Raw genomic sequence first — 17,329 nt, 5'->3', positions numbered from 1 at the left:
CGGCTCGCCTCAGCCCGCCGCGCTCGTCATGAAGTCGGGCGCTTCCTGGCCCTCCTCCATGAAGCCGGTCTCCTGCAGCAGCCCGAAGATCTGCGACTCGCCCTCGACCCAGTCCTGCTCGAAGCGGACGTCGTCGACGAACCAGTCGTGCTCGGCGACGTACTCCTGGACGAACTCGACGTCGGCGGGGTCCTCGACCGCGAAGTGCTGCGGGTACGTCTCGATGATCTGCGCCTGGTTGGCCTCCCACTCCTCGAGGCCGCGCTGCCACACGTCGAGGAAGAACTCGACCTCCTCCGGGTGCGACTCCGCCCAGTCCTTGCCGGCGAGGAACACGTTGATCATCGGGCCCTCGTGGCCGTCGACGACGACGTCGCTGTAGATGTCGCTGGACGACTTGCCGTCGTAGAGGACCTTGAGCTCGCCGCTGCGCAGGCCCGGCGCGGCGAACTCCGGCAGGCAGACGCAGGCGGCGACCTCGCCGCGCTCGACGAGGTCGGCCTGGTTCTGCGGGTCGGCGACGACGAGGTTGTAGTCCCCGCCGCCCGTGCGGAAGTCGACGCCGTGCATCTTCTCCGCGTACGCGCCCCACACGAGGGTCGCGGAGACGGCGGTGAAGACGCTGATGTCCTCGCCCTGGAGGTCCTCGAGCGTCTCGGCCGGGTTGTCGGCGCGGGTGATGATGACCGATCGGTCCTTGTTGTAGCGGCCGATCGTGAGGGTGTCTCGCCCGGTCTGCTCCTCGATGATGGGGATCTCGTAGGAGGCGGTCGAGACGACGTCGGCGTGGCCGCCGGCGAAGATGCCGAACTCGTCCCACGTCGAGGAGGCGATGACGCGCATCCCGCGCTCCTCCTCCATCTCCGCGAGAATCCCCTCGTCGGTGATGTAGTCCCAGACGGGGTCAGGGGCGAAGGTGAACCGGACGACGCCGGAGTCGGCCTCACCGCCTGCGGCGGCGGCCTCGCCTCCCGCTCCGGCACCGCCGCACGCGGCAGCGGTGACGGCGAGCGTGGCGGCGGCGGCCGCGACGGCCATGGACGTCCTACGAGGGTGCATGGGGTGTCCTCCTCATCGAGAACGACGGGCTCCTGGTCGGAGCCGGTCGGCGGGGCTGGGCAGGGGTGGTGGGTCAGTCCTGGGGGCTGGTGACCTTCACGCCGTCGGGGCTCACGGCGTTCTCCAGCAGGTAGCGCAGGATGAACTCGTGCGAGGTCTCCAGGTGGGTCCTCGTCACGGCCTCGGCCTCGGCGGCGTCGCCGCGCTCGACGGCCTCGAGGATCCGCGCGTGCTCCTCCTGCAGGTGGCCGGTGTGACCGATGACCTTGAGGTGGAGGTGGAGGTAGCGGTCGACGAGCTTCCGGAGCCGTTCGACGAGCTCCACCATCCGCGGGCGGTTGGCCTGCATGTAGACGCACGCGTGGAAGGCGGCGTTGGCCTGCAGCCAGGTACGGGCCTCGGTCGCCGTCTCCATGACGTCGAACTGCTGGCGCATCCGCAGGTGCGCGGCCCGGCCCATGTTGGGCACTCCCAGCCGCGTGGCGACCGGCTCGATGGCGACGCGCATCTCGTAGAGCTCCTGGAGCTCGTCGATCGACATGCCGCGGACGACCGCGGTCGCACCTGACACGAGGTCGACGAGCCCCTCCGCGGACAGGACCTGCAGGGCGTCCCGCACCGGGATCCGGCTGACGCCGTACTGCTCCGCGAGCCGCACCTGGGACAAGGGCGACCCCGGCGCCAGCTGCCCGTCGAGGATCACCTCTCGGAGCGCGTCGGCCACCCTGGTGGCGGCGGTGTCGGTCATCGGTCCTCCTGGATACGACGTCGTCGTCGTGCAGACACCTGTATACAGGCGTAGCCAGGACGTGTCCAGGGTGTCGCAGGAAGAAACTCAGGCACCCCCGGAGGTCAGCGCCACATCACTCCGGGGTTCATGATCCCGTCGGGGTCGAAGGCCGCCTTCACGCGCCGCTGGAGGTCGAGGACGGTCGCGTCGAGCTCACGGACCAGCCCCTCCCGCTTGAGACGGCCGACGCCGTGCTCGCCCGTGATGGTGCCGCCCAGCACGAGCGCGTCGTCCATGATCTGCTCGAACGCGGCGGCGGCCCGCGCCTCGCCGTCCCTCTCGCGCGGGACGACGACGAGCGGGTGGAGGTTGCCGTCGCCGACGTGCGCCAACGTCGCGATGGTGAGCCGGTGCTCGCGGGCGACGGCCTGCACCCGCTCGAGCATCCGCGGCAGCACGCCGACCGGCACGCACACGTCCTCGGTCAGCAGCGGCCCGAGCCGATCGACGGCGGGCCACACGAGCCGGCGCGCGTCGAACAGGGCCTCGGCCTCCGCCTCGTCGCTCGAGCGGCCGGCCCACGTGGCGCCCGCGGCGGCGAAGCACGCCTCCACCGTCGCCGCCTCCGCCTCGCCCGCGTCCCCCGGCGCGTCGAGCCGGGCGAGGAGCACGGTGTCGGCCTCGTCGGCCAGACCCGTCCGCTTCCACGCGTCGACGGCGCGCAGGCAGTGGGAGTCCATGAGCTCGAGCGCCGACGGCACGACGCCCGCGCGGGCGACCGCGGCGACGGCCTCACCGGCGTCGACGAGGGAGCCGAAGAACCCGGCGACCGTCCGCTCGGGCGGCCGCGCCGGCCGCAGCCGCACCGTCACCTCCGTGACGACGCCGAGCGTCCCCTCGGAGCCGACGACCGCCCCGAGCAGGTCGAGGCCGGCGACCCCCTTGGCGGTGCGCCGCCCGAGCCGGACGAGGTCTCCCGCCCCGGTGACGAGCTGGACGGCGAGGACGTGGTCGCGTGTGACGCCGTACTTCACGCAGCACAGCCCACCGGCGTTCGTCGCGACGTTCCCGCCGATGCTCGAGATGGCGGCGCTCGCGGGGTCCGGGGCGTACCAGAGGCCGTGCTCCGCGGCCGTGGCGCGCAGGTCGGCGTTGAGGACGCCCGGCCCGACGACGGCGAGCCGCTCGACGGGGTCGACCGCGATCCCCAGCAGCCGCTCGGTGCTGACGACGACCCCGCCGTCGACCGCGTTCGCGCCGCCCGCGAGCCCCGAGCCCGCGCCGCGGGGCACGACCGGCACGCCGTGACGGCGGCACGAGACGACGACGTCACGCACCTGCTCCGGCGTCGACGGACGAACGACGGCGAGCGGCACCCCGGCCTCGGCCCACGCCGCCTGGTCGTGGCGGTACCTCTCGGTCGAGGTCGCGGAGTCGAGGACGGCGCCGCCCGCGGGCAGCGCCGCCCTCAGCTCGTCGAGCAGCGGGTGTGCGCTCAGCCGTCGACCCGCATCTCGCCGAGCTCGGACCAGCCGTCCTGCTCGACGCTCTGGCTCACGATCTGCGGGGTCCGCTGCAGGTACCGGGGCAGCTCCGCCTGGGCGTCGCGGAAGTGCTGCGACCCGACGTGCGCGCCGCCGGCGTCGCCGTCGCGGAACGCCTCGACAAGCACGTACTCCGTCGGGTCGTCGAGCGAGCGGGACCACTCGAACCACAGGCAGCCCTCCTCGGCGCGCGTCGCCTCGGTGAAGGCCCGTGAGAGCGCAGGCCACTCCTCCGCGTGCTCGGGCTTGACGGGGAACTTGGCGGTGATGAAGATCATGAGGCCATCCTCCCGTCCCGAGACCGGCCGCTCACGCCGGGGTGGCGAGGAGCTCGCCGAGGTGCTGGTCGAGCTCGTCGAGGTACGTCTTCTCGAACCCGAACAGGCCGAAGTGGCCCGCGACGCTGTGGAGCACACGCAGCTCGGCACCCGGGACGAGGCGCTGCTCCGCCTCGCAGTCGCGCGGCGGGAAGAACATGTCCTCGTCGATGGGCAGGACGACCGTCTTCGCGGTGATCCGGCCGAGCGCCGCCGCGAGGTCGCCGCCGGTGTGCCGCGCGACGTCGCCCCGCTGCCACTTCCAGCCCATGGTCAGCAGCGCGTTGGGGTCCATGAGCTGGAACAGCCACTCGTGGAAGCGCCGGTGGAACTCGACAAAGTCGGCGTACGGCGGGCCGCCGTCGAGCGGCTCGAGCCCGCGCCAGAACTCCGTCTTCCAGAACTCCGTGGACAGCCCGACGACGGCCCACACCCCGGCGTGGCGCGCGAGGCCGTCGGCGACGTCGGTGTTGCTCGCGTACTCCCCGCCGGCCCAGCCCGGGTCGCTCGTGACGGCGTCCATCAGGCTCTGGGTGAAGAGGAAGTCGTGCGGCGTGTTCTGCGCGGTCCCGGCGATCGGCGCCGCCCGCTTCACCATGTCGGGGTACGCGACGGCCCACTCGTACGTCTGCTGCGCGCCCATCGACCCACCGACGACGAGGGCGATCTCCGTGAGCCCGAACAGCTCGGTGACGAGCCGGTGCTGGGCTCGCACGTCGTCGCCGATGCGGACCTTCGGGAACCTCGACATCGCGATCGACGGGTCGCTCGTCGTGTGGGGCGACGTCGACAGCCCGTTGCCGATCTGGTTGATGACGACGACGAAGTACCGCGTCGGGTCGAGCGCCCGCCCCTCCCCGATGTAGACCTGCTCCCACGTCTGGTGGGTGCCGGAGAACCACGTCGGGATGACGATCGCGTTGTCCTTGGCCTCGTTGAGCTCGCCGTAGGTCGCGTACGCGAGCTCGAGGTCGGCGATGTGGCCGCCCTCCTCCAGGTCGAACGGCCCGATGCGGTGCATCCGGTAGGGGCCTTGGGCCTCGGGTGTGTAGAAGGGGTTGTCGTACACGAGAGCTCCTCACGTCGTCGGGAGTGCAGGGGTCACGGAGCAGGGGTCGACCCCGCGGGGCGAGGTGCGTCCTCGCCCCGCGGGGAGCCTGTCAGGGGACGAGGATGGCGCGGCCGCGCACGGCGCCGGCGTCCAGGTCGCTGATCGCCGTCTGGAAGTCGTCGAGGGCGTACTTCTGCGTGTGGAGCGTGACGAGGCCGCGGGCGGCGAGCTCCATGAGGTCGCAGAGGTCGTTGTAGGACCCGACGAGGTCGCCGACGATGCTGATCTCGGTCGAGATGATGTCGATCGTCGGGACCGCGATCGTCTCCCCGTACCCGACGACGTGGTAGTCGCCGTGCCGGCGCAGCATCCGCACGCCCTCGGCGGTCGCCCCGCCCTCGCCGACGAAGTCGATGACGACCTCCGCGCCGTTCCCGTGCGTGGCCTCGAGCACCTGCTCGACGTGGCTGCCGTCGGCGGTGATGCCCTGGTCGGCGCCGATGGCGACGGCGAGCGCGACGGCGTCGGGGTTGCGGTCGACGACGACGACCCTCGACGCCGTCAGGGCCTTGAGGACCTGGATGCCGATGTGCCCAAGGCCCCCGGCGCCGATGACGACGACGGTGTCGCGCGGGGTCAGCCGCTTCGCCGCCTTCGCCGCCGCGTGGTACGCGGTGAGGCCGGCGTCGGCGAGCGCGGCGACGTCCGACGGCTCGAGCCTCGGGTCGATCTTCACGACGGACCGCGCGGACGTCTTCAGGTGGTCCGCGTAGCCACCGTCCGTGTCGATGCCGGGGAAGGCGGAGGACTCGCAGTGGACGTCGTCGCCGGAGCGGCACGCGCGGCACAGCCCGCACGTGACGAGCGGGTGGACGATGACGGTGTCGCCCTCGGCGACGTTCGTCACGGCCGAGCCGACGGCCGCGACCCAGCCCGCGTTCTCGTGCCCGATCGTGTACGGCAGGGCGACCTGCGACTTCTCGGCCCACTGCCCCTCGAGGATGTGGAGGTCGGTGCGGCAGACCCCGGCTCCGCCGATCTTCACGACGACATCGAACGGGCCGGTCGGCTCCGGCACCGGGACCTCCGTCATCTCGAGCTTCTGGTGGTAGCCGACCACCCGGACGGCGCGCATCGTGCTCATGGGGTGTCCTTTCCGGAACGGATCACGGTGAGGGGGAGGGCCCGCGCGTAGCGCGCGTCGGCGGGTTCCGCGCCGTCGCTCCGCTCGACCTGGTCGGCGCCGGAGCCGTCGTAGCGGGTGCGGAGCAGGCCGCGGCAGAAGTGGGCGTTGCCGTCGATGGACACCCGCGTCGCGCGCGCCTTCCGCAGGAGCAGGCCCGCGTCGGCGGGGGCGCAGCCGGCCCCGGTGTGGTCGACCATGACGCGCGCGTCGGGGTCGACGACGGCGTCGGCGGGCAGTCCGAGGGCCCCGCGACGGCGCAGGAGCGCGTCGGTGTACCGGCCGGCGGGCAGGTCGGCGAGGGTGACGTCGGCGAGCGACTCCACGCCCCGGGTCGGCTCCGCCCGCAGCAGCGCCGTGAGGCACCGCTCCATGGCGGCGGTGTGGGCCTTGCGACGGAACGTCTCGCGCAGCTCGGCGAGGTCGTGCTCGGCCTCGTGGCGGAACGTGCCCTTGTACCCGGCGTCGGCGGCGAGCCCGGCGTTGATGAGGTCGGAGTCGTGGTGGTCGTCGAGCTCGACGACGACGTGCTCCGCCCACGGCAGCGCCCGCAGGGCGTCCTTGGCGTCCGACGCCATGAGGTAGGCGAAGTTCGGGGAGCAGAACGACGTCGGCAGCCGCAGGTGCACGACGACCGTCGCCGGCGCGCCGGCGCCCAGCACGTCGACCGACCGCACGAAGCCGAGGTCGGTGACGGGCTCGTCGAGCTCGGGGTCCATGACCGCCCCGAGCGCGTCGAACGCCTCCCGCTCCCGCGCCGTCGCCGTGCGCTCCTCGAGCAGGGCGACCGCCATCAGGCGGGGACCAGGTCGTCGGCGCCGCGGGGGCCGGTCTCGGTCTCGTCGGCGTCGGGCAGCCGCAGCTCCGCCGGCACGGGGATGTCGTACATCTTCGCGGCGTTGAGGCCGAGGATCTTCTTCTTCTGCTCCGTCGTGATGGCGGCGTACTCCGTCATGTCCTCCGGGATCCGGAAGTCGACGAAGGACTCGACGAGCCACCTGGGCGTCCAGAGGGCGTAGTCGGAGGAGAACTGGATCCGGTCCTCACCGACCCAGTAGAGGAGCTCGCCCATGATCTGCGCGAAGTAGCGCGGGCGGGTGTGGATGAACGGCATCGCGACGGCGAGGCCGGCGTGGACGTTCGGCTCCTGCGTCGCGATCCAGCAGAAGTCCTCCAGGCGCGGCAGCCCGCAGTGCTCGACGACGAAGTTCAGCTCGGTGAAGTCGGTCGCGGCCTTGTCGATGTCGGCGACGTCGAAGGCGTCCCGGTCGAGCGGGCGGATCGTCGGGCCCTTGTGGATGTGGATGTTGCGGATGCCGAGCTCCTGCGCGGCCTCGAGGTAGCGGTAGGACCACGGGTCGTCGAGCTTCCAGCCGCGGGAGTCGCCGTACCACTCGGCGGTGTAGAGCTTGACGCCCTTGAGGCCGAACCGCTCGGCGTCCTCGCGCAGCTGGGCGAGGCCCCGCTCGCCGTTGCGCGGGTCCCAGTAGTGGTTGTACGTCAGCCTGTCCGGGTGCGCCGCCGCCAGCGCCGACGCCTCGTCGGTCTGCCCGAACCCGCGGTGGTAGAACTCGAAGAGGTAGGCGGGCTGGAAGATCGCGTGGTCGACGTAGCCGTCCTCGAAGAGGTCCTTCATGAGGCGCTCGCCGCCCTGGTAGAGGTACTCCTCGTACGACCACTGGGCGTGCTCCGGCGACAGGTTGCGGTGGTAGTCGTAGAAGCAGTCGATGAACTGCTTGCCGTGGACGTTCCGCTGGTTCTCCGGCCGGCCGTCCCACAGGGCCACGTGCGCGTCGACGATGAAGTAGTCCTCGCCGTCCTTGCTGTACATACGGACCTCCCAGTCCCCCGCGGCTGCTCTGCCGTCCGGGTGCGGCGACGGTAGGGACGCCACGGCCGGGCAGTCACCGGGGTCGGTGTCTCACTTCGAGACACCGACGCCTGTGCAGGCCCGACACGGCGCCGTACCGTGGGTTGCGCCTCGCCGACGAGGCGTCACGAGGAGGTGGCGATGGCGGACGGGACGCTGCCCCGCCGGACCGCGATCCACGCCGAGGTGTCGCACGACGACGCGCCGTCCCCGGTCTCCGGCCGCCTGCTCGCGTCGTGGCAGCGCAGCGAGGACTACGGCGTCTCGCTCGACAGCGTCGACCCGGTCTTCTCCGGCACCTACGACACGGAGTCGCTGTTCTTCCGCTGCGGCGCACAGGTGCTCGCCGACCTCCACGCGACCCTCGTGGGCGAGCCGGTGTCGCTCATGCTCACCGACCCCGACGGGCTCGTCCTCAACCGCCTGTCCGGGGACACCTCCCTCCTGCGCTCCCTCGACGCCGTCCACCTCGCGCCCGGGTTCAGCTACGCGGAGCGCGAGGCCGGCACGAACGGCCTCGGGCTCGCGCTCGCCGACCGCGTGCCGACCCTGGTCCGGGCGAGCGAGCACTACGCGGTGAGCCTATGCACGTACACGTGCGCCGCGGCCCCCGTCCTCGACCCCCGGACGGGCCGGGTCGAGGGCGCCGTCAACCTCACGACGTGGTCCGACACCCGCTCGGACCTCCTGCTCGCCCTCGCCCAGTCGGCGGCGGGGAACACCGCCGCCCTCATGCTCGCGCGCGCCGGCGGCCGCACGCCGCGACCGGCGCCGCCCGGTCGCGTGTTCCGGGTGGAGCCGGGCCGGCTGGAGCCCGGGTCCGGGTCGCTCGACGAGCTGTCGACAGCGTGGACGGACGCCGTCGCGGGCGCCGCCGCCGCGCTCGGGCACGACCGGGTGGTGGTGGCGGTCGGCGAGCCGGGGAACGGCCGGGCGACGCTCCTCGCACAGGCGGAGCGCCGCCTGCGTCGTCACGACCGGATCCTGTCGGCGGCACCGCCCGCGCCGAAGGACGTCGAGACGTGGCTCGACCTGTGGGCGCCGGAGCTGCGCCACGACCACACGGCCGTCGTCGTCCGCGACGTCGACACCCTCCCGCTGTGGGCGGCGGAGCGCCTGCGCGACCTCGTGGTCCGGGCCCGCTCCGAGCGCGGCGGGGCCACGGGCGACGTGCTGCCGTTCGCCATGACGGCGACCCGCTACGACGACGTCCCGGAGCCCCTGGCGGCGCTCGTCGACACCGTCGTGCCGCTCGCGCCGCTGCGCGAGCGCCCCGACGACGTCCTCCCCCTCGCCCACCACGCCGCCCGGGCCGCCCGGGGGCGGGACGTCACCATCACCGCCGCGGCTGCGACGGGGCTGCGCGGGTACGCGTGGCCCGGCGGGGTCGCGGAGCTCGTCCGGGTGGTGCGCGACGCCGCCGTCCGCGCCGACATCGTCGACGTCGCGCACCTGCCCGCCGACCTGTTCAGCGGCAGCGCGCACCGGCTGTCCCGCATCGAGCGGTTCGAGCGCGACGAGATCGTCCGGGTGCTGTCGCGGTCCGAGCTCACGATGCGCGAGGCCGCCGAGGAGCTCGGCATGAGCCGGGCCACCCTGTACCGGAAGGTCGGGCAGTACGGGATCCGCGTCCCGGGCCGGTAGGCCGCCGGGACCTAGGTCCGGAGCCGGGGCCGCGTCCGCCTCCTAGCGTCGTCAGCAGGACGATCACAGGAGGTCGACATGCGACGGCTGCTCATCCTGGGGGCGGGGACCGCGGGCACGATGGCGGCGAACGTGCTGCACAGGCGTCTCGACGACGACTGGGAGGTGACGGTCGTCGAGCCGAGCGGCGCGCACCTCTACCAGCCCGGGCTGCTGTTCCTGCCGTTCGGCCGCTACGACACCGCCGACCTCAAGCGCCCCACGCACAGCACGCTCCACCAGGGCATCCACCGGGTGCGGGGCGAGGTCGAGCGGGTCGTGCCCGAGGCGGACACCGTCGAGCTCACCGACGGGCGGCGCCTGCCCTACGACGAGCTCGTCATCGCGACCGGGACGACCCCGCGCCCGGACCAGACCCCCGGCATGCTCGACGGCGGCGAGTGGCACCGCAGCGTCCACGAGTTCTACACGCTGCCCGGCGCGCTCGCGCTGCGCGAGGCGCTCCGCGGCTTCCACGGCGGGCGCCTGCTCGTCCACATCACGGAGATGCCGATCAAGTGCCCGGTGGCGCCGCTGGAGTTCACGTTCCTCGCCGACGCGTTCTTCGACGACCTCGGCATCCGCGACCGGGTCGACATCACGTACGTCACGCCCCTGTCGGCGGCGTTCACGCAGCCGGTCGCGGCCCGCGAGCTCGGCCACATGCTCGAGCGCCGCGGCATCGCACTCGAGACGGACTTCGTCGTCGAGCGGGTCGACGCGGAGCGCAAGCGCCTCGTGTCCTTCGACGAGCGGGAACTGCCCTTCGACCTCCTCGTCACCGTGCCGCTCAACATGGGCGCCGACTTCGTCGCCCGCTCCGGCCTCGGCGACGAGCTCCACTACGTCCACGTCGACCGGCACACGTCGCAGTCCCCCGACTGGCCGAACGTGTGGGCGCTCGGGGACGCCGCGGACCTGCCGACGTCGAAGGCCGGTTCGGTCGCGCACTTCTCCGTCGAGGTGTTCGTCGAGAACTTCCTCCAGCACGTCGCCGGCGAACCGATGACGCACGCCTTCGACGGCCACGCCAACTGCTACGTCGAGTCCGGGCACGGCAAGGCGATGCTCATCGACTTCAACTACGACACCCAGCCGCTGACCGGCACGTACCCCGTGCCGCGCGTGGGCCCCTTCCGGCTGCTGGAGGAGACCCGCGTCAACCACCTCGGCAAGCTCGCGTTCCGCCACCTGTACTGGAACGTCCTGCTGCCGGGCCGCCCGCTGCCGTTGCCGGCGCACATGTCGATGGCCGGCAAGCACCCTGAACCGTCGCACGAGACCGTGGAGGTCTGAGCCATGCCCGTCACCACCATCAACGGATCGTCGGTCCACGTCGACGCCGAGGGCTTCCTCACGAGCTACGACGAGTGGACCCCCGAGCTCGCCGGGTCCCTCGCCGAGGCGATCGGGATCGACCTCACCGACCGGCACCGCGCCGTCGTCGACTTCCTGCGCCGGGACTTCGTCGAGAGGGGCGAGACCGCGACCCTGCGCCGCGTCTCGACCGTCGGCGGCTTCCCCACGAAGGAGCTCTTCACCCTCTTCCCGACAAAGCCCGCCAAGAAGATGGCGTACGTCGCCGGGCTGCCGAAGCCCCGCGGCTGCGTCTGAGCAGCCGAGGAGGCAGCACCATGACCGAGACACTCGCCGCACCGCTCGTCCCGTCGTTCGACGACGAGGAGGACACGGGCCGGAAGCTGGCGATCATCTGCTCGAAGGGCTCCCTCGACATGGCCTACCCGGGCCTGGTCCTCGCCAACGCGGCCCTCGGTGAGGGGGTCGAGACCCATCTGTTCTTCACGTTCTGGGGCTTCGACCTCATCAACAAGGCGACGATGGACGACCTCAAGTTCACGCCGCTCGGCAACACCGCCACCCACATGCCGCAGGGCCTCGGCGGGCTCCCCGGCATGACGGCGCTCGCGACCGCGCGGATGAGGAAGTCGATCGCCGAGATCGGCGTGCCCGAGATCCCCGAGTTCCTCCAGCAGGTCAAGGACTCCGGCGCCCACCTGTGGGCGTGCCGGATGTCCGCCGACATGCAGCACCTCACCGAGGACGACCTGTGGGACGGCGTCGACGCGATCATCAGCGCGGCCGACTTCATCGAGAAGACGGACGGCGCGCAGGTCATCTTCGTGTGAGGCCCGGCGGCGCCGTCACCGGCGCCGCCGGTCGTGCTCGTCGTCCGGTCAGTGCTCGTCGTAGTGGCCCTCGTGCTCGGCGTGCCGGTGCCCGTCGTGGACGTAGTCGACGTGACCCTCGTGCTCGACGGTCTCGTGGCCGCAGCCCTCGCCGTGTCGGTGCTCCTCGACCGTGTGCTCGGCGCCGTGCTCGTGGCGCTCGTCGGTGGTGGTCATCCCTGCCTCCTCTGTCGGCGGGCCCGCACCGGACACCCGCTGCGGGCGTCGTCCCACGGAACCACCGGCCCGCGGGCGCGGCAAGGCTGTGCGGCACGGTCGCTGCGGAGCGCCGCGTCCTGGTGGGAGAGTGCCGCCACAGATCCGGGGCACGGCGGGAGGAGAGCCATGGGCGGCACCGAGGTGACGTACTCGACGACGCTGCACGCGACCGGGAGGAACACCGGCATCGTCGTGCCGCCGGAGGTCCTCGACCGACTGGGCGCGGGGAAGCGCCCGCCCGTGCACGTCACGGTCGACGGCTACGAGTACCGCAGCACCGTCGGCTCGATGGGTGGCCGCGCGATGATCAGCGTCAGCGCGGCCGTGCGGGAGGCCGCAGGGCTCACCGCCGGGGACGTGATCGACGTCACGCTCCGCGTGGCCGACACCCCGCGCGAGGTGGACGTGCCCGCGGACCTCGCCGCCGCGCTCGCGGCGCGGCCGGCGGCGGCGGCGTTCTTCGCGGGCCTGTCGAACAGCCTGCAGCGCTACCACGTCGACCAGGTGAACGGCGCGAAGACGGACGAGACCCGGCAGCGGCGCATCGCGAAGGCGGTCGAGCTCTTCCTCGCCGGACGGCAGCGCTGAGCCTCTCGCGCGAGGGTGGGCGCATGACACGCACCCTCTTCACCGGCGGCACCGTGTTCGACGGCACCGGGGCGCCGCCCGCGGCAGCGGACGTCGTCGTCGAGGGCGGTCGCGTCGTCGACGTCGGACCCGGTCTCGACGGCGACGTCGCCGTCGACTGCGCGGGCACGACCGTGCTGCCCGGGCTCGTCGACTGCCACGTCCACGTCATGCTGAGCAGCGTCGACTCCCTGCGGATGGCGTACACCCCGTTCAGCTACGCGTTCTACGAGGCGGCGCGGAACCTGCAGCTGACGCTGGCGGCGGGGATCACGACCGTCCGGGACGCCGGCGGCGCCGACCTCGGGGTGAAGCAGGCCGTCGACGACGGGCTCGTCGTCGGGCCCCGCATGCACATCTCCGTCGCGCCGCTCAGCATCACGGGCGGGCACGGCGACGAATGGGTCCCGTCCGGCACGCACCTGGAGTTCTTCGTCCCGCACCCGGGCCGCCCGTCGGGCCTCGTCGACGGCCCCGACGAGGTGCGCCGGGGCGTCCGGCAGATGCTGCGCGCGGGCGCCGACGTCATCAAGGTCCACACCACGGGCGGGGTCCTGTCGCCGACCGACGACCCCCGTCACGCGCACTTCTCCCCCGCCGAGCTCGACGTCATGGTCGCCGAGGCCACGACACAGGGCCGCCCCGTCATGGCGCACGCGCAGGGCGCCGCCGGCATCACGAACGCCGTCCGGGCGGGCATCCGCAGCATCGAGCACGGCATCTACCTCGACGACGAGGCGATCGACCTCATGCTCGAGCGCGGCACGTGGCTCGTGCCGACGCTGTCCGCTCCGCTCGCCGTCATCCGCGCGGCCGACGCGGGCGCGTCGATCCCGGAAGCGAGCATGGCGAAGGCCCGCGAGGTCGTCGACGTCCACCAGCGGTCGTTCGCCGCCGCCGTCGAGGCGGGCGTGCGGATCGCCATGGGTACCGACGCGGCCGTCGTCCCGCACGGCACGAACCTCGACGAGCTGCCGCTCATGGCCGCCGGTGGCATGAGCCCGGAGCGGGTCCTCGCGGCCACGACGTCCAGCGCGGCGGAGCTGCTCGGGCTCCAGGACGAGATCGGCCGGCTCGCACCCGGCATGCGCGCGGACCTGGTCGTCGTGGCCGGTGACGCGCTGGTTCTCGACGGCCTGCGGTCGCGCATCCGCGAGGTGTGGAAGGACGGCGTCCGCGTCGTCGGGGGCTGACAGCCGCCGTCGACGACTGTTCACCTGCGCGTCACGCACGGATTCCCGACCACGCGTTCGGGTGACCTACATTCTCGGCGGCTCCACCCACGCCTACCGAAGAACGGGGTCCCCGACCACATGCGTCGTTCCGTCACCACCGCCTCGATCGCCGTCGCCGCCCTCGCGGTCACGGCGGTCGCGCCGCTCCACGCGGCGGCGAGCCCGGGCCGCTCCGGCGCCCACGAGCTCGAGCTCACCGTCCTCGCGACGACCGACCTCCACGGCCGGGTCCAGGACTGGGACTACTTCCGCAACGCCCCCTACTCCGAGCGCTCCGGCGACGCGACGGGCCTCGCCCGCGTCGCCTCCGTCGTCGAGGCGGTGCGCGCCGAGCAGGGCGAGGACCGCGTCCTCGTCGTCGACAACGGCGACTTCCTCCAGGGCACGCCGCTCACGTACTTCTACGCCAAGCAGCAGCCCGTCACCGGGACCGGCCTCGAGCACCCGATGGCCGCCGCCTACGACGCCATCGGCTACGACGCCCAGGTCGTCGGCAACCACGAGTACAACTACGGCCTCGACCTCCTCCAGGCGTACGAGGACGACGCGGAGCACCCCGTGCTGGGCGCGAACGTCGTCGACGCCGCGACCGGCGAGCCGTACCACCAGCCCTACACGCTGCAGCGCGTGCAGGTGCCCGGCCACAAGCCCGTCACCGTCGGCGTCCTCGGGCTCACGACGCCCGGCTCGGCGATCTGGGACAAGGGCAACGTCGAGGGCCGCGTCGAGTTCCTCGACATAATCGAGACCGCGCAGCGCTGGGTGCCGGTCGTCGACGCCCAGGCCGACGTCGTCGTCGTCCTCTCCCACGCCGGCACCGGCGGCGGGTCGTCCTACGGCCCCGAGCTGCCCGCGGAGAACCCCTCCGACGTCGTGGCCCGGACCGTCCCCGGCATCGACATGATGGTCGTCGGCCACACCCACCGCGACGCGCCCTCGCAGGTCGTCGTCAACGAGGTGAGCGGCGAGGAGGTCCTCCTCACCCAGCCCTACCGGTGGGGCGCCACCGTCTCCCGCGTCGACATCGCGCTGGAGAAGGTCCGCGGCCAGTGGGACGTCGTCGCGAAGGACGCGACCGCGCTGCGCACCCGCGACTACCCGGAGCACCCGGCCGTCCTCGCCGCCACGCAGGAGTACCACGAGACCGCCGTCGACTACGTCAACCAGGTCGTCGCGACCTCGACCGAGGAGCTCTCCGCGGTGACGAGCCGCTACGAGGACACCGCCATCCTCGACTTCATCCAGCAGGTGCAGACCGAGACCGTCGACGCCGCCCTCGACGGCACCGCCTACGACGACACCCCGGTGCTGTCGATCGCCGCTCCGTTCAGCCGCGAGGCCGTGTTCCCCGCCGGCGACGTCACGATCCGCGACATCGCGGGCCTCTACATCTACGACAACACCCTCGAGGCCGTCGAGATGACCGGCGCGCAGGTGCGGGACTACCTCGAGTACTCCGCGAAGTACTTCACGCAGGTCCCCGCGACCGGTGCCGTCGACCCGGAGGCGATCACGAACGCCGGCGGCACGCCGGACTACAACTACGACCAGCTCGCGGGCGTCGAGTACGACCTCGACGTCAGCCGTCCGGTCGGTGAGCGCGTCACCCGCCTCGTCCACCCGGACGGGACGCCCGTCGCCGACGACGACGTCTTCGTCGTCGCCGTCAACAACTACCGCCGCTCCGGCGGCGGCAACTTCCCGCACGTGTCGACGGCCCCGGTGGTCTACAACGAGCAGCAGGAGATCCGCCAGCTGCTCATCGAGTGGGCGCAGGCGCGCGGGGTCATCGACCCCGCCGACTTCGCCGACGAGTCGTGGTGGCTCGTGCGCGAGGGCGAGCGCCTGCTCCCCTGAGCGGGTCCCGGCACGCGACCGGAGCCCGGTCACCCCGCGTGGGTGGCCGGGCTCCGTTCCGTCAGCGGTACTCGGGGTTGGGGTGCCCGGCCCGCTCCCCGGCGTCCCACGCCGACCTGCTGTTGCCCCCGACGGGGAAGCCACCGCTGCGTCGCAGCAGCAGCGCGAGGTGGAGCAGGTTCCACGCCATGAACGTCGCGTTGCGCTGGGTGAAGTCGTTCTCCGGGCCGCCGGAGCCCTCGTCGAGGTACGACGGGCCGGGGCCGGCCTCCCCGAGCCACGCGGCGTCGGCCTGCGGCGGGATCGTGTAGCCGAGGTGCTGGAGGGAGTACAGGACGTTCATCGCGACGTGCTTGGCGCCGTCCTCGTTGCCCGTCACGACGCACCCGGCGACGCGCCCGTAGTAGGCGTACTGACCGGCGGCGTTGAGCTGCCCGGACATGGCGTAGAGGCGCTCGACGACGCGGGTCGCGACGCTCGACTTGTCCCCCAGCCAGATCGGGGAGCCGACGACGAGGATGTCGGCGGCCAGCACGCGCTCGGCGAGCAGCGGCCAGTCGTCGCTGCGGGCGCCGTGCTCGCGCATGTCCGGCCACACGCCGGGGGCGATGTCGTGGTCGACGGCGCGGATCTCGTCGACGACGACCCCCTGGTCCCGCAGGATGCCGACCGGGACCGCGAGCAGGCCCGCGGTGTGCGAGCGCTCGGGGCTCGGCTTGAGGGTGCAGTTCATGACGCACGCGCGCAGGTCGCGCGCCTGGACGGTCTCGTCGGGCGACATGCTGTCCGGTGTCGCGGGCGACGCCGGCGTTACGCGGGGGCTCCCGTCGTGGCGCCCGCGGACCTACCGTGAGCACGTGCCCACCGTCCGGCCGGACGCCGAGCTCGTCGAGCGGCTGCTCGCGGGCGACGAGGCCGCGTTCCGCGCCCTCGTCGAGCAGTGGTCGCCGGGCATGCTGAGGCTGGCCCGCACGTGCGTGCGGACCGACGAGAGCGCCCGGGACGTCGTGCAGGACGCGTGGCTCGCCGTCGTCGAGGGCCTCGACGGCTTCCGGGCGGAGGCGAGCCTGCGGACGTGGGTGTTCCGGATCGTCCTCTACACGGCACGCCGACGCGGCACGACCGAGGCGCGGACCGTCCTGCTGCCGGAGCAGGACGGCGGCCCGAGCGTCGACCCGGCCCGCTTCCGCACCGAGGACCCGTGGCGACGGCACTGGACGGACGCCGGCGCACCCCGGCCGTGGCACGAGGACCCCGAGGACGCCGCCGAGCGCGCCGAGACGCGCGCCGTGCTCGCCCAGGCTCTGTCGCAGCTGCCACCGCGGCAGCGGCTCGTCGTCCTGCTCCGCGACGTGGAGGGCCTCACCGCGGAGGAGGCGTGCGCCGTGCTCCAGGTGTCCGCCGCCAACCAGCGCGTGCTCCTGCACCGGGCGCGGGCCGCGCTGCGTGCCATCCTCGAGACCCGGCCTGTCGGGCCGACCCGGACGAAGGAGGCGTCATGACGAGGCCGTGGGCGCTCGACGAGTGCCAGGACGTCGTCGAGGCCGTCACCGACTACCTCGTGGGGGCGCTGCCCCCGGACGAGGCTGCCACCCTGCGGGCGCACCTCGCCGAGTGCGAGGACTGCGCGACGTACGTCGCCCAGGTCCGGCGTGTCTGCGGCGACCTCGAGCACCTGCCGGACGGGCCCGCCGACCGCCTTCCCCCGGCGCTGGTCGACGCGCTCACCGAGCGGTTCTCCGCCCGGCACCCCCGACGTCCGTAACGC

Annotated in this window: 19 protein-coding genes; 9 read left to right on the top strand and 10 right to left on the bottom strand. The window is 72.8% G+C overall.

Annotated features, from left to right (window positions below; translation table 11 throughout):
* Nucleotides 1–9 precede the first annotated feature (9 nt).
* From WAB14_RS01430 to WAB14_RS01395, 8 genes are all read right to left on the bottom strand, one after another.
* Nucleotides 10–1,038, bottom strand: a complete 1,029-nt coding sequence (locus WAB14_RS01430) for an ABC transporter substrate-binding protein (RefSeq protein ID WP_340266648.1) — start codon at nt 1,036–1,038, stop codon at nt 10–12.
* 94 nt (nt 1,039–1,132) lie between these two features.
* Nucleotides 1,133–1,807, bottom strand: coding sequence for a GntR family transcriptional regulator (locus WAB14_RS01425; RefSeq protein ID WP_340266646.1), 675 nt, complete (start codon nt 1,805–1,807; stop codon nt 1,133–1,135).
* Between the two features lie 104 nt (nt 1,808–1,911).
* Entirely contained in the window at nt 1,912–3,249 is a 1,338-nt protein-coding gene (locus WAB14_RS01420; RefSeq protein ID WP_340267383.1) for an FAD-binding oxidoreductase, read from the bottom strand.
* A gap of 35 nt (nt 3,250–3,284) precedes the next feature.
* Nucleotides 3,285–3,611, bottom strand: coding sequence for a putative quinol monooxygenase (locus WAB14_RS01415; protein ID WP_340266644.1), 327 nt, complete (start codon nt 3,609–3,611; stop codon nt 3,285–3,287).
* A gap of 31 nt (nt 3,612–3,642) precedes the next feature.
* Complete coding sequence (locus WAB14_RS01410) at nt 3,643–4,719, bottom strand: alpha/beta fold hydrolase (protein WP_340266642.1); 1,077 nt, start codon at nt 4,717–4,719, stop codon at nt 3,643–3,645.
* 91 nt (nt 4,720–4,810) lie between these two features.
* Nucleotides 4,811–5,845, bottom strand: a complete 1,035-nt coding sequence (locus tag WAB14_RS01405; protein WP_340266640.1) for an NAD(P)-dependent alcohol dehydrogenase — start codon at nt 5,843–5,845, stop codon at nt 4,811–4,813.
* The gene (locus WAB14_RS01400) at nt 5,842–6,678 is read right to left on the bottom strand and encodes a metal-sulfur cluster assembly factor (protein WP_340266638.1); all 837 of its coding nucleotides are present in this window, start codon (nt 6,676–6,678) and stop codon (nt 5,842–5,844) included. Before WAB14_RS01400 ends, WAB14_RS01405 begins: the two co-directional genes overlap by 4 nt.
* Nucleotides 6,678–7,715 carry an amidohydrolase family protein gene (locus WAB14_RS01395; protein WP_340266636.1) on the bottom strand — a complete coding sequence of 346 codons (1,038 nt, stop codon included), beginning with the start codon at nt 7,713–7,715 and terminating at the stop codon, nt 6,678–6,680. The genes WAB14_RS01400 and WAB14_RS01395 overlap by 1 nt, the downstream gene beginning before the upstream one ends.
* Before the next feature lie 180 nt (nt 7,716–7,895).
* Between WAB14_RS01395 and WAB14_RS01390 the strand changes: the two genes are divergently transcribed.
* From WAB14_RS01390 to WAB14_RS01375, 4 genes are all read left to right on the top strand, one after another.
* Nucleotides 7,896–9,398, top strand: a complete 1,503-nt coding sequence (locus tag WAB14_RS01390) for a helix-turn-helix domain-containing protein (protein ID WP_340266634.1) — start codon at nt 7,896–7,898, stop codon at nt 9,396–9,398.
* A 78-nt stretch (nt 9,399–9,476) separates the two neighbouring features.
* Complete coding sequence (gene sqr, locus WAB14_RS01385) at nt 9,477–10,733, top strand: type III sulfide quinone reductase, selenoprotein subtype (protein WP_340266632.1); 1,257 nt, start codon at nt 9,477–9,479, stop codon at nt 10,731–10,733.
* Nucleotides 10,734–10,736: 3 nt separating this feature from the next.
* Nucleotides 10,737–11,051, top strand: coding sequence for a TusE/DsrC/DsvC family sulfur relay protein (locus WAB14_RS01380; protein ID WP_340266631.1), 315 nt, complete (start codon nt 10,737–10,739; stop codon nt 11,049–11,051).
* A 20-nt stretch (nt 11,052–11,071) separates the two neighbouring features.
* Entirely contained in the window at nt 11,072–11,584 is a 513-nt protein-coding gene (locus WAB14_RS01375; protein ID WP_340266629.1) for a DsrE/DsrF/DrsH-like family protein, read from the top strand.
* Nucleotides 11,585–11,632: 48 nt separating this feature from the next.
* Here the strand turns inward: WAB14_RS01375 and WAB14_RS01370 are convergent, their stop codons facing one another.
* On the bottom strand, nt 11,633–11,800 hold the full coding sequence (locus WAB14_RS01370; RefSeq protein WP_340266628.1) for a zinc transporter permease: 168 nt from the start codon (nt 11,798–11,800) through the stop codon (nt 11,633–11,635).
* Between the two features lie 168 nt (nt 11,801–11,968).
* Here WAB14_RS01370 and WAB14_RS01365 point away from each other — a divergent pair, with 168 nt between their 5' ends.
* From WAB14_RS01365 to WAB14_RS01355, 3 genes are all read left to right on the top strand, one after another.
* On the top strand, nt 11,969–12,430 hold the full coding sequence (locus WAB14_RS01365; RefSeq protein ID WP_340266627.1) for a YdeI/OmpD-associated family protein: 462 nt from the start codon (nt 11,969–11,971) through the stop codon (nt 12,428–12,430).
* Between the two features lie 23 nt (nt 12,431–12,453).
* On the top strand, nt 12,454–13,662 hold the full coding sequence (locus tag WAB14_RS01360) for a metal-dependent hydrolase family protein (RefSeq protein WP_340266625.1): 1,209 nt from the start codon (nt 12,454–12,456) through the stop codon (nt 13,660–13,662).
* A 120-nt stretch (nt 13,663–13,782) separates the two neighbouring features.
* The gene (locus tag WAB14_RS01355) at nt 13,783–15,561 is read left to right on the top strand and encodes a bifunctional metallophosphatase/5'-nucleotidase (RefSeq protein WP_340266623.1); all 1,779 of its coding nucleotides are present in this window, start codon (nt 13,783–13,785) and stop codon (nt 15,559–15,561) included.
* A 61-nt stretch (nt 15,562–15,622) separates the two neighbouring features.
* Here the strand turns inward: WAB14_RS01355 and WAB14_RS01350 are convergent, their stop codons facing one another.
* Nucleotides 15,623–16,342, bottom strand: a complete 720-nt coding sequence (locus WAB14_RS01350) for a flavodoxin family protein (RefSeq protein ID WP_340266621.1) — start codon at nt 16,340–16,342, stop codon at nt 15,623–15,625.
* A gap of 76 nt (nt 16,343–16,418) precedes the next feature.
* On the opposite strand from WAB14_RS01350, the gene WAB14_RS01345 reads away from it, so the two are divergent.
* Together WAB14_RS01345 and WAB14_RS01340 are read left to right on the top strand one after the other, a co-directional pair.
* The gene (locus WAB14_RS01345) at nt 16,419–17,063 is read left to right on the top strand and encodes an RNA polymerase sigma factor (RefSeq protein ID WP_340266619.1); all 645 of its coding nucleotides are present in this window, start codon (nt 16,419–16,421) and stop codon (nt 17,061–17,063) included.
* Entirely contained in the window at nt 17,060–17,326 is a 267-nt protein-coding gene (locus WAB14_RS01340; protein WP_340266617.1) for an anti-sigma factor family protein, read from the top strand. The genes WAB14_RS01345 and WAB14_RS01340 overlap by 4 nt, the downstream gene beginning before the upstream one ends.
* The last annotated feature ends 3 nt before the right edge of the window (nt 17,327–17,329 follow it).

This window comes from Aquipuribacter nitratireducens, assembly GCF_037860835.1.
In the GTDB taxonomy this organism is placed as follows: Bacteria; Actinomycetota; Actinomycetes; order Actinomycetales; family JBBAYJ01; genus Aquipuribacter; species Aquipuribacter nitratireducens.
This window is presented reverse-complemented; position numbering and strand designations above follow the sequence as displayed.

Bases quoted from the DNA above. Each gene is read 5' to 3' on its own strand.
- WAB14_RS01430 (WP_340266648.1), bottom strand. From the start codon at position 1,038: ATGGCCGTCGCGGCCGCCGCCGCCACGCTCGCCGTCACCGCTGCCGCG.
- WAB14_RS01425 (WP_340266646.1), bottom strand. From the start codon at position 1,807: ATGACCGACACCGCCGCCACCAGGGTGGCCGACGCGCTCCGAGAGGTG.
- WAB14_RS01415 (WP_340266644.1), bottom strand. From the start codon at position 3,611: ATGATCTTCATCACCGCCAAGTTCCCCGTCAAGCCCGAGCACGCGGAG.
- WAB14_RS01405 (WP_340266640.1), bottom strand. From the start codon at position 5,845: ATGAGCACGATGCGCGCCGTCCGGGTGGTCGGCTACCACCAGAAGCTC.
- WAB14_RS01400 (WP_340266638.1), bottom strand. From the start codon at position 6,678: ATGGCGGTCGCCCTGCTCGAGGAGCGCACGGCGACGGCGCGGGAGCGG.
- WAB14_RS01395 (WP_340266636.1), bottom strand. From the start codon at position 7,715: ATGTACAGCAAGGACGGCGAGGACTACTTCATCGTCGACGCGCACGTG.
- WAB14_RS01390 (WP_340266634.1), top strand. From the start codon at position 7,896: ATGGCGGACGGGACGCTGCCCCGCCGGACCGCGATCCACGCCGAGGTG.
- sqr (WP_340266632.1), top strand. From the start codon at position 9,477: ATGCGACGGCTGCTCATCCTGGGGGCGGGGACCGCGGGCACGATGGCG.
- WAB14_RS01380 (WP_340266631.1), top strand. From the start codon at position 10,737: ATGCCCGTCACCACCATCAACGGATCGTCGGTCCACGTCGACGCCGAG.
- WAB14_RS01375 (WP_340266629.1), top strand. From the start codon at position 11,072: ATGACCGAGACACTCGCCGCACCGCTCGTCCCGTCGTTCGACGACGAG.
- WAB14_RS01370 (WP_340266628.1), bottom strand. From the start codon at position 11,800: ATGACCACCACCGACGAGCGCCACGAGCACGGCGCCGAGCACACGGTC.
- WAB14_RS01365 (WP_340266627.1), top strand. From the start codon at position 11,969: ATGGGCGGCACCGAGGTGACGTACTCGACGACGCTGCACGCGACCGGG.
- WAB14_RS01360 (WP_340266625.1), top strand. From the start codon at position 12,454: ATGACACGCACCCTCTTCACCGGCGGCACCGTGTTCGACGGCACCGGG.
- WAB14_RS01355 (WP_340266623.1), top strand. From the start codon at position 13,783: ATGCGTCGTTCCGTCACCACCGCCTCGATCGCCGTCGCCGCCCTCGCG.
- WAB14_RS01350 (WP_340266621.1), bottom strand. From the start codon at position 16,342: ATGTCGCCCGACGAGACCGTCCAGGCGCGCGACCTGCGCGCGTGCGTC.
- WAB14_RS01340 (WP_340266617.1), top strand. From the start codon at position 17,060: ATGACGAGGCCGTGGGCGCTCGACGAGTGCCAGGACGTCGTCGAGGCC.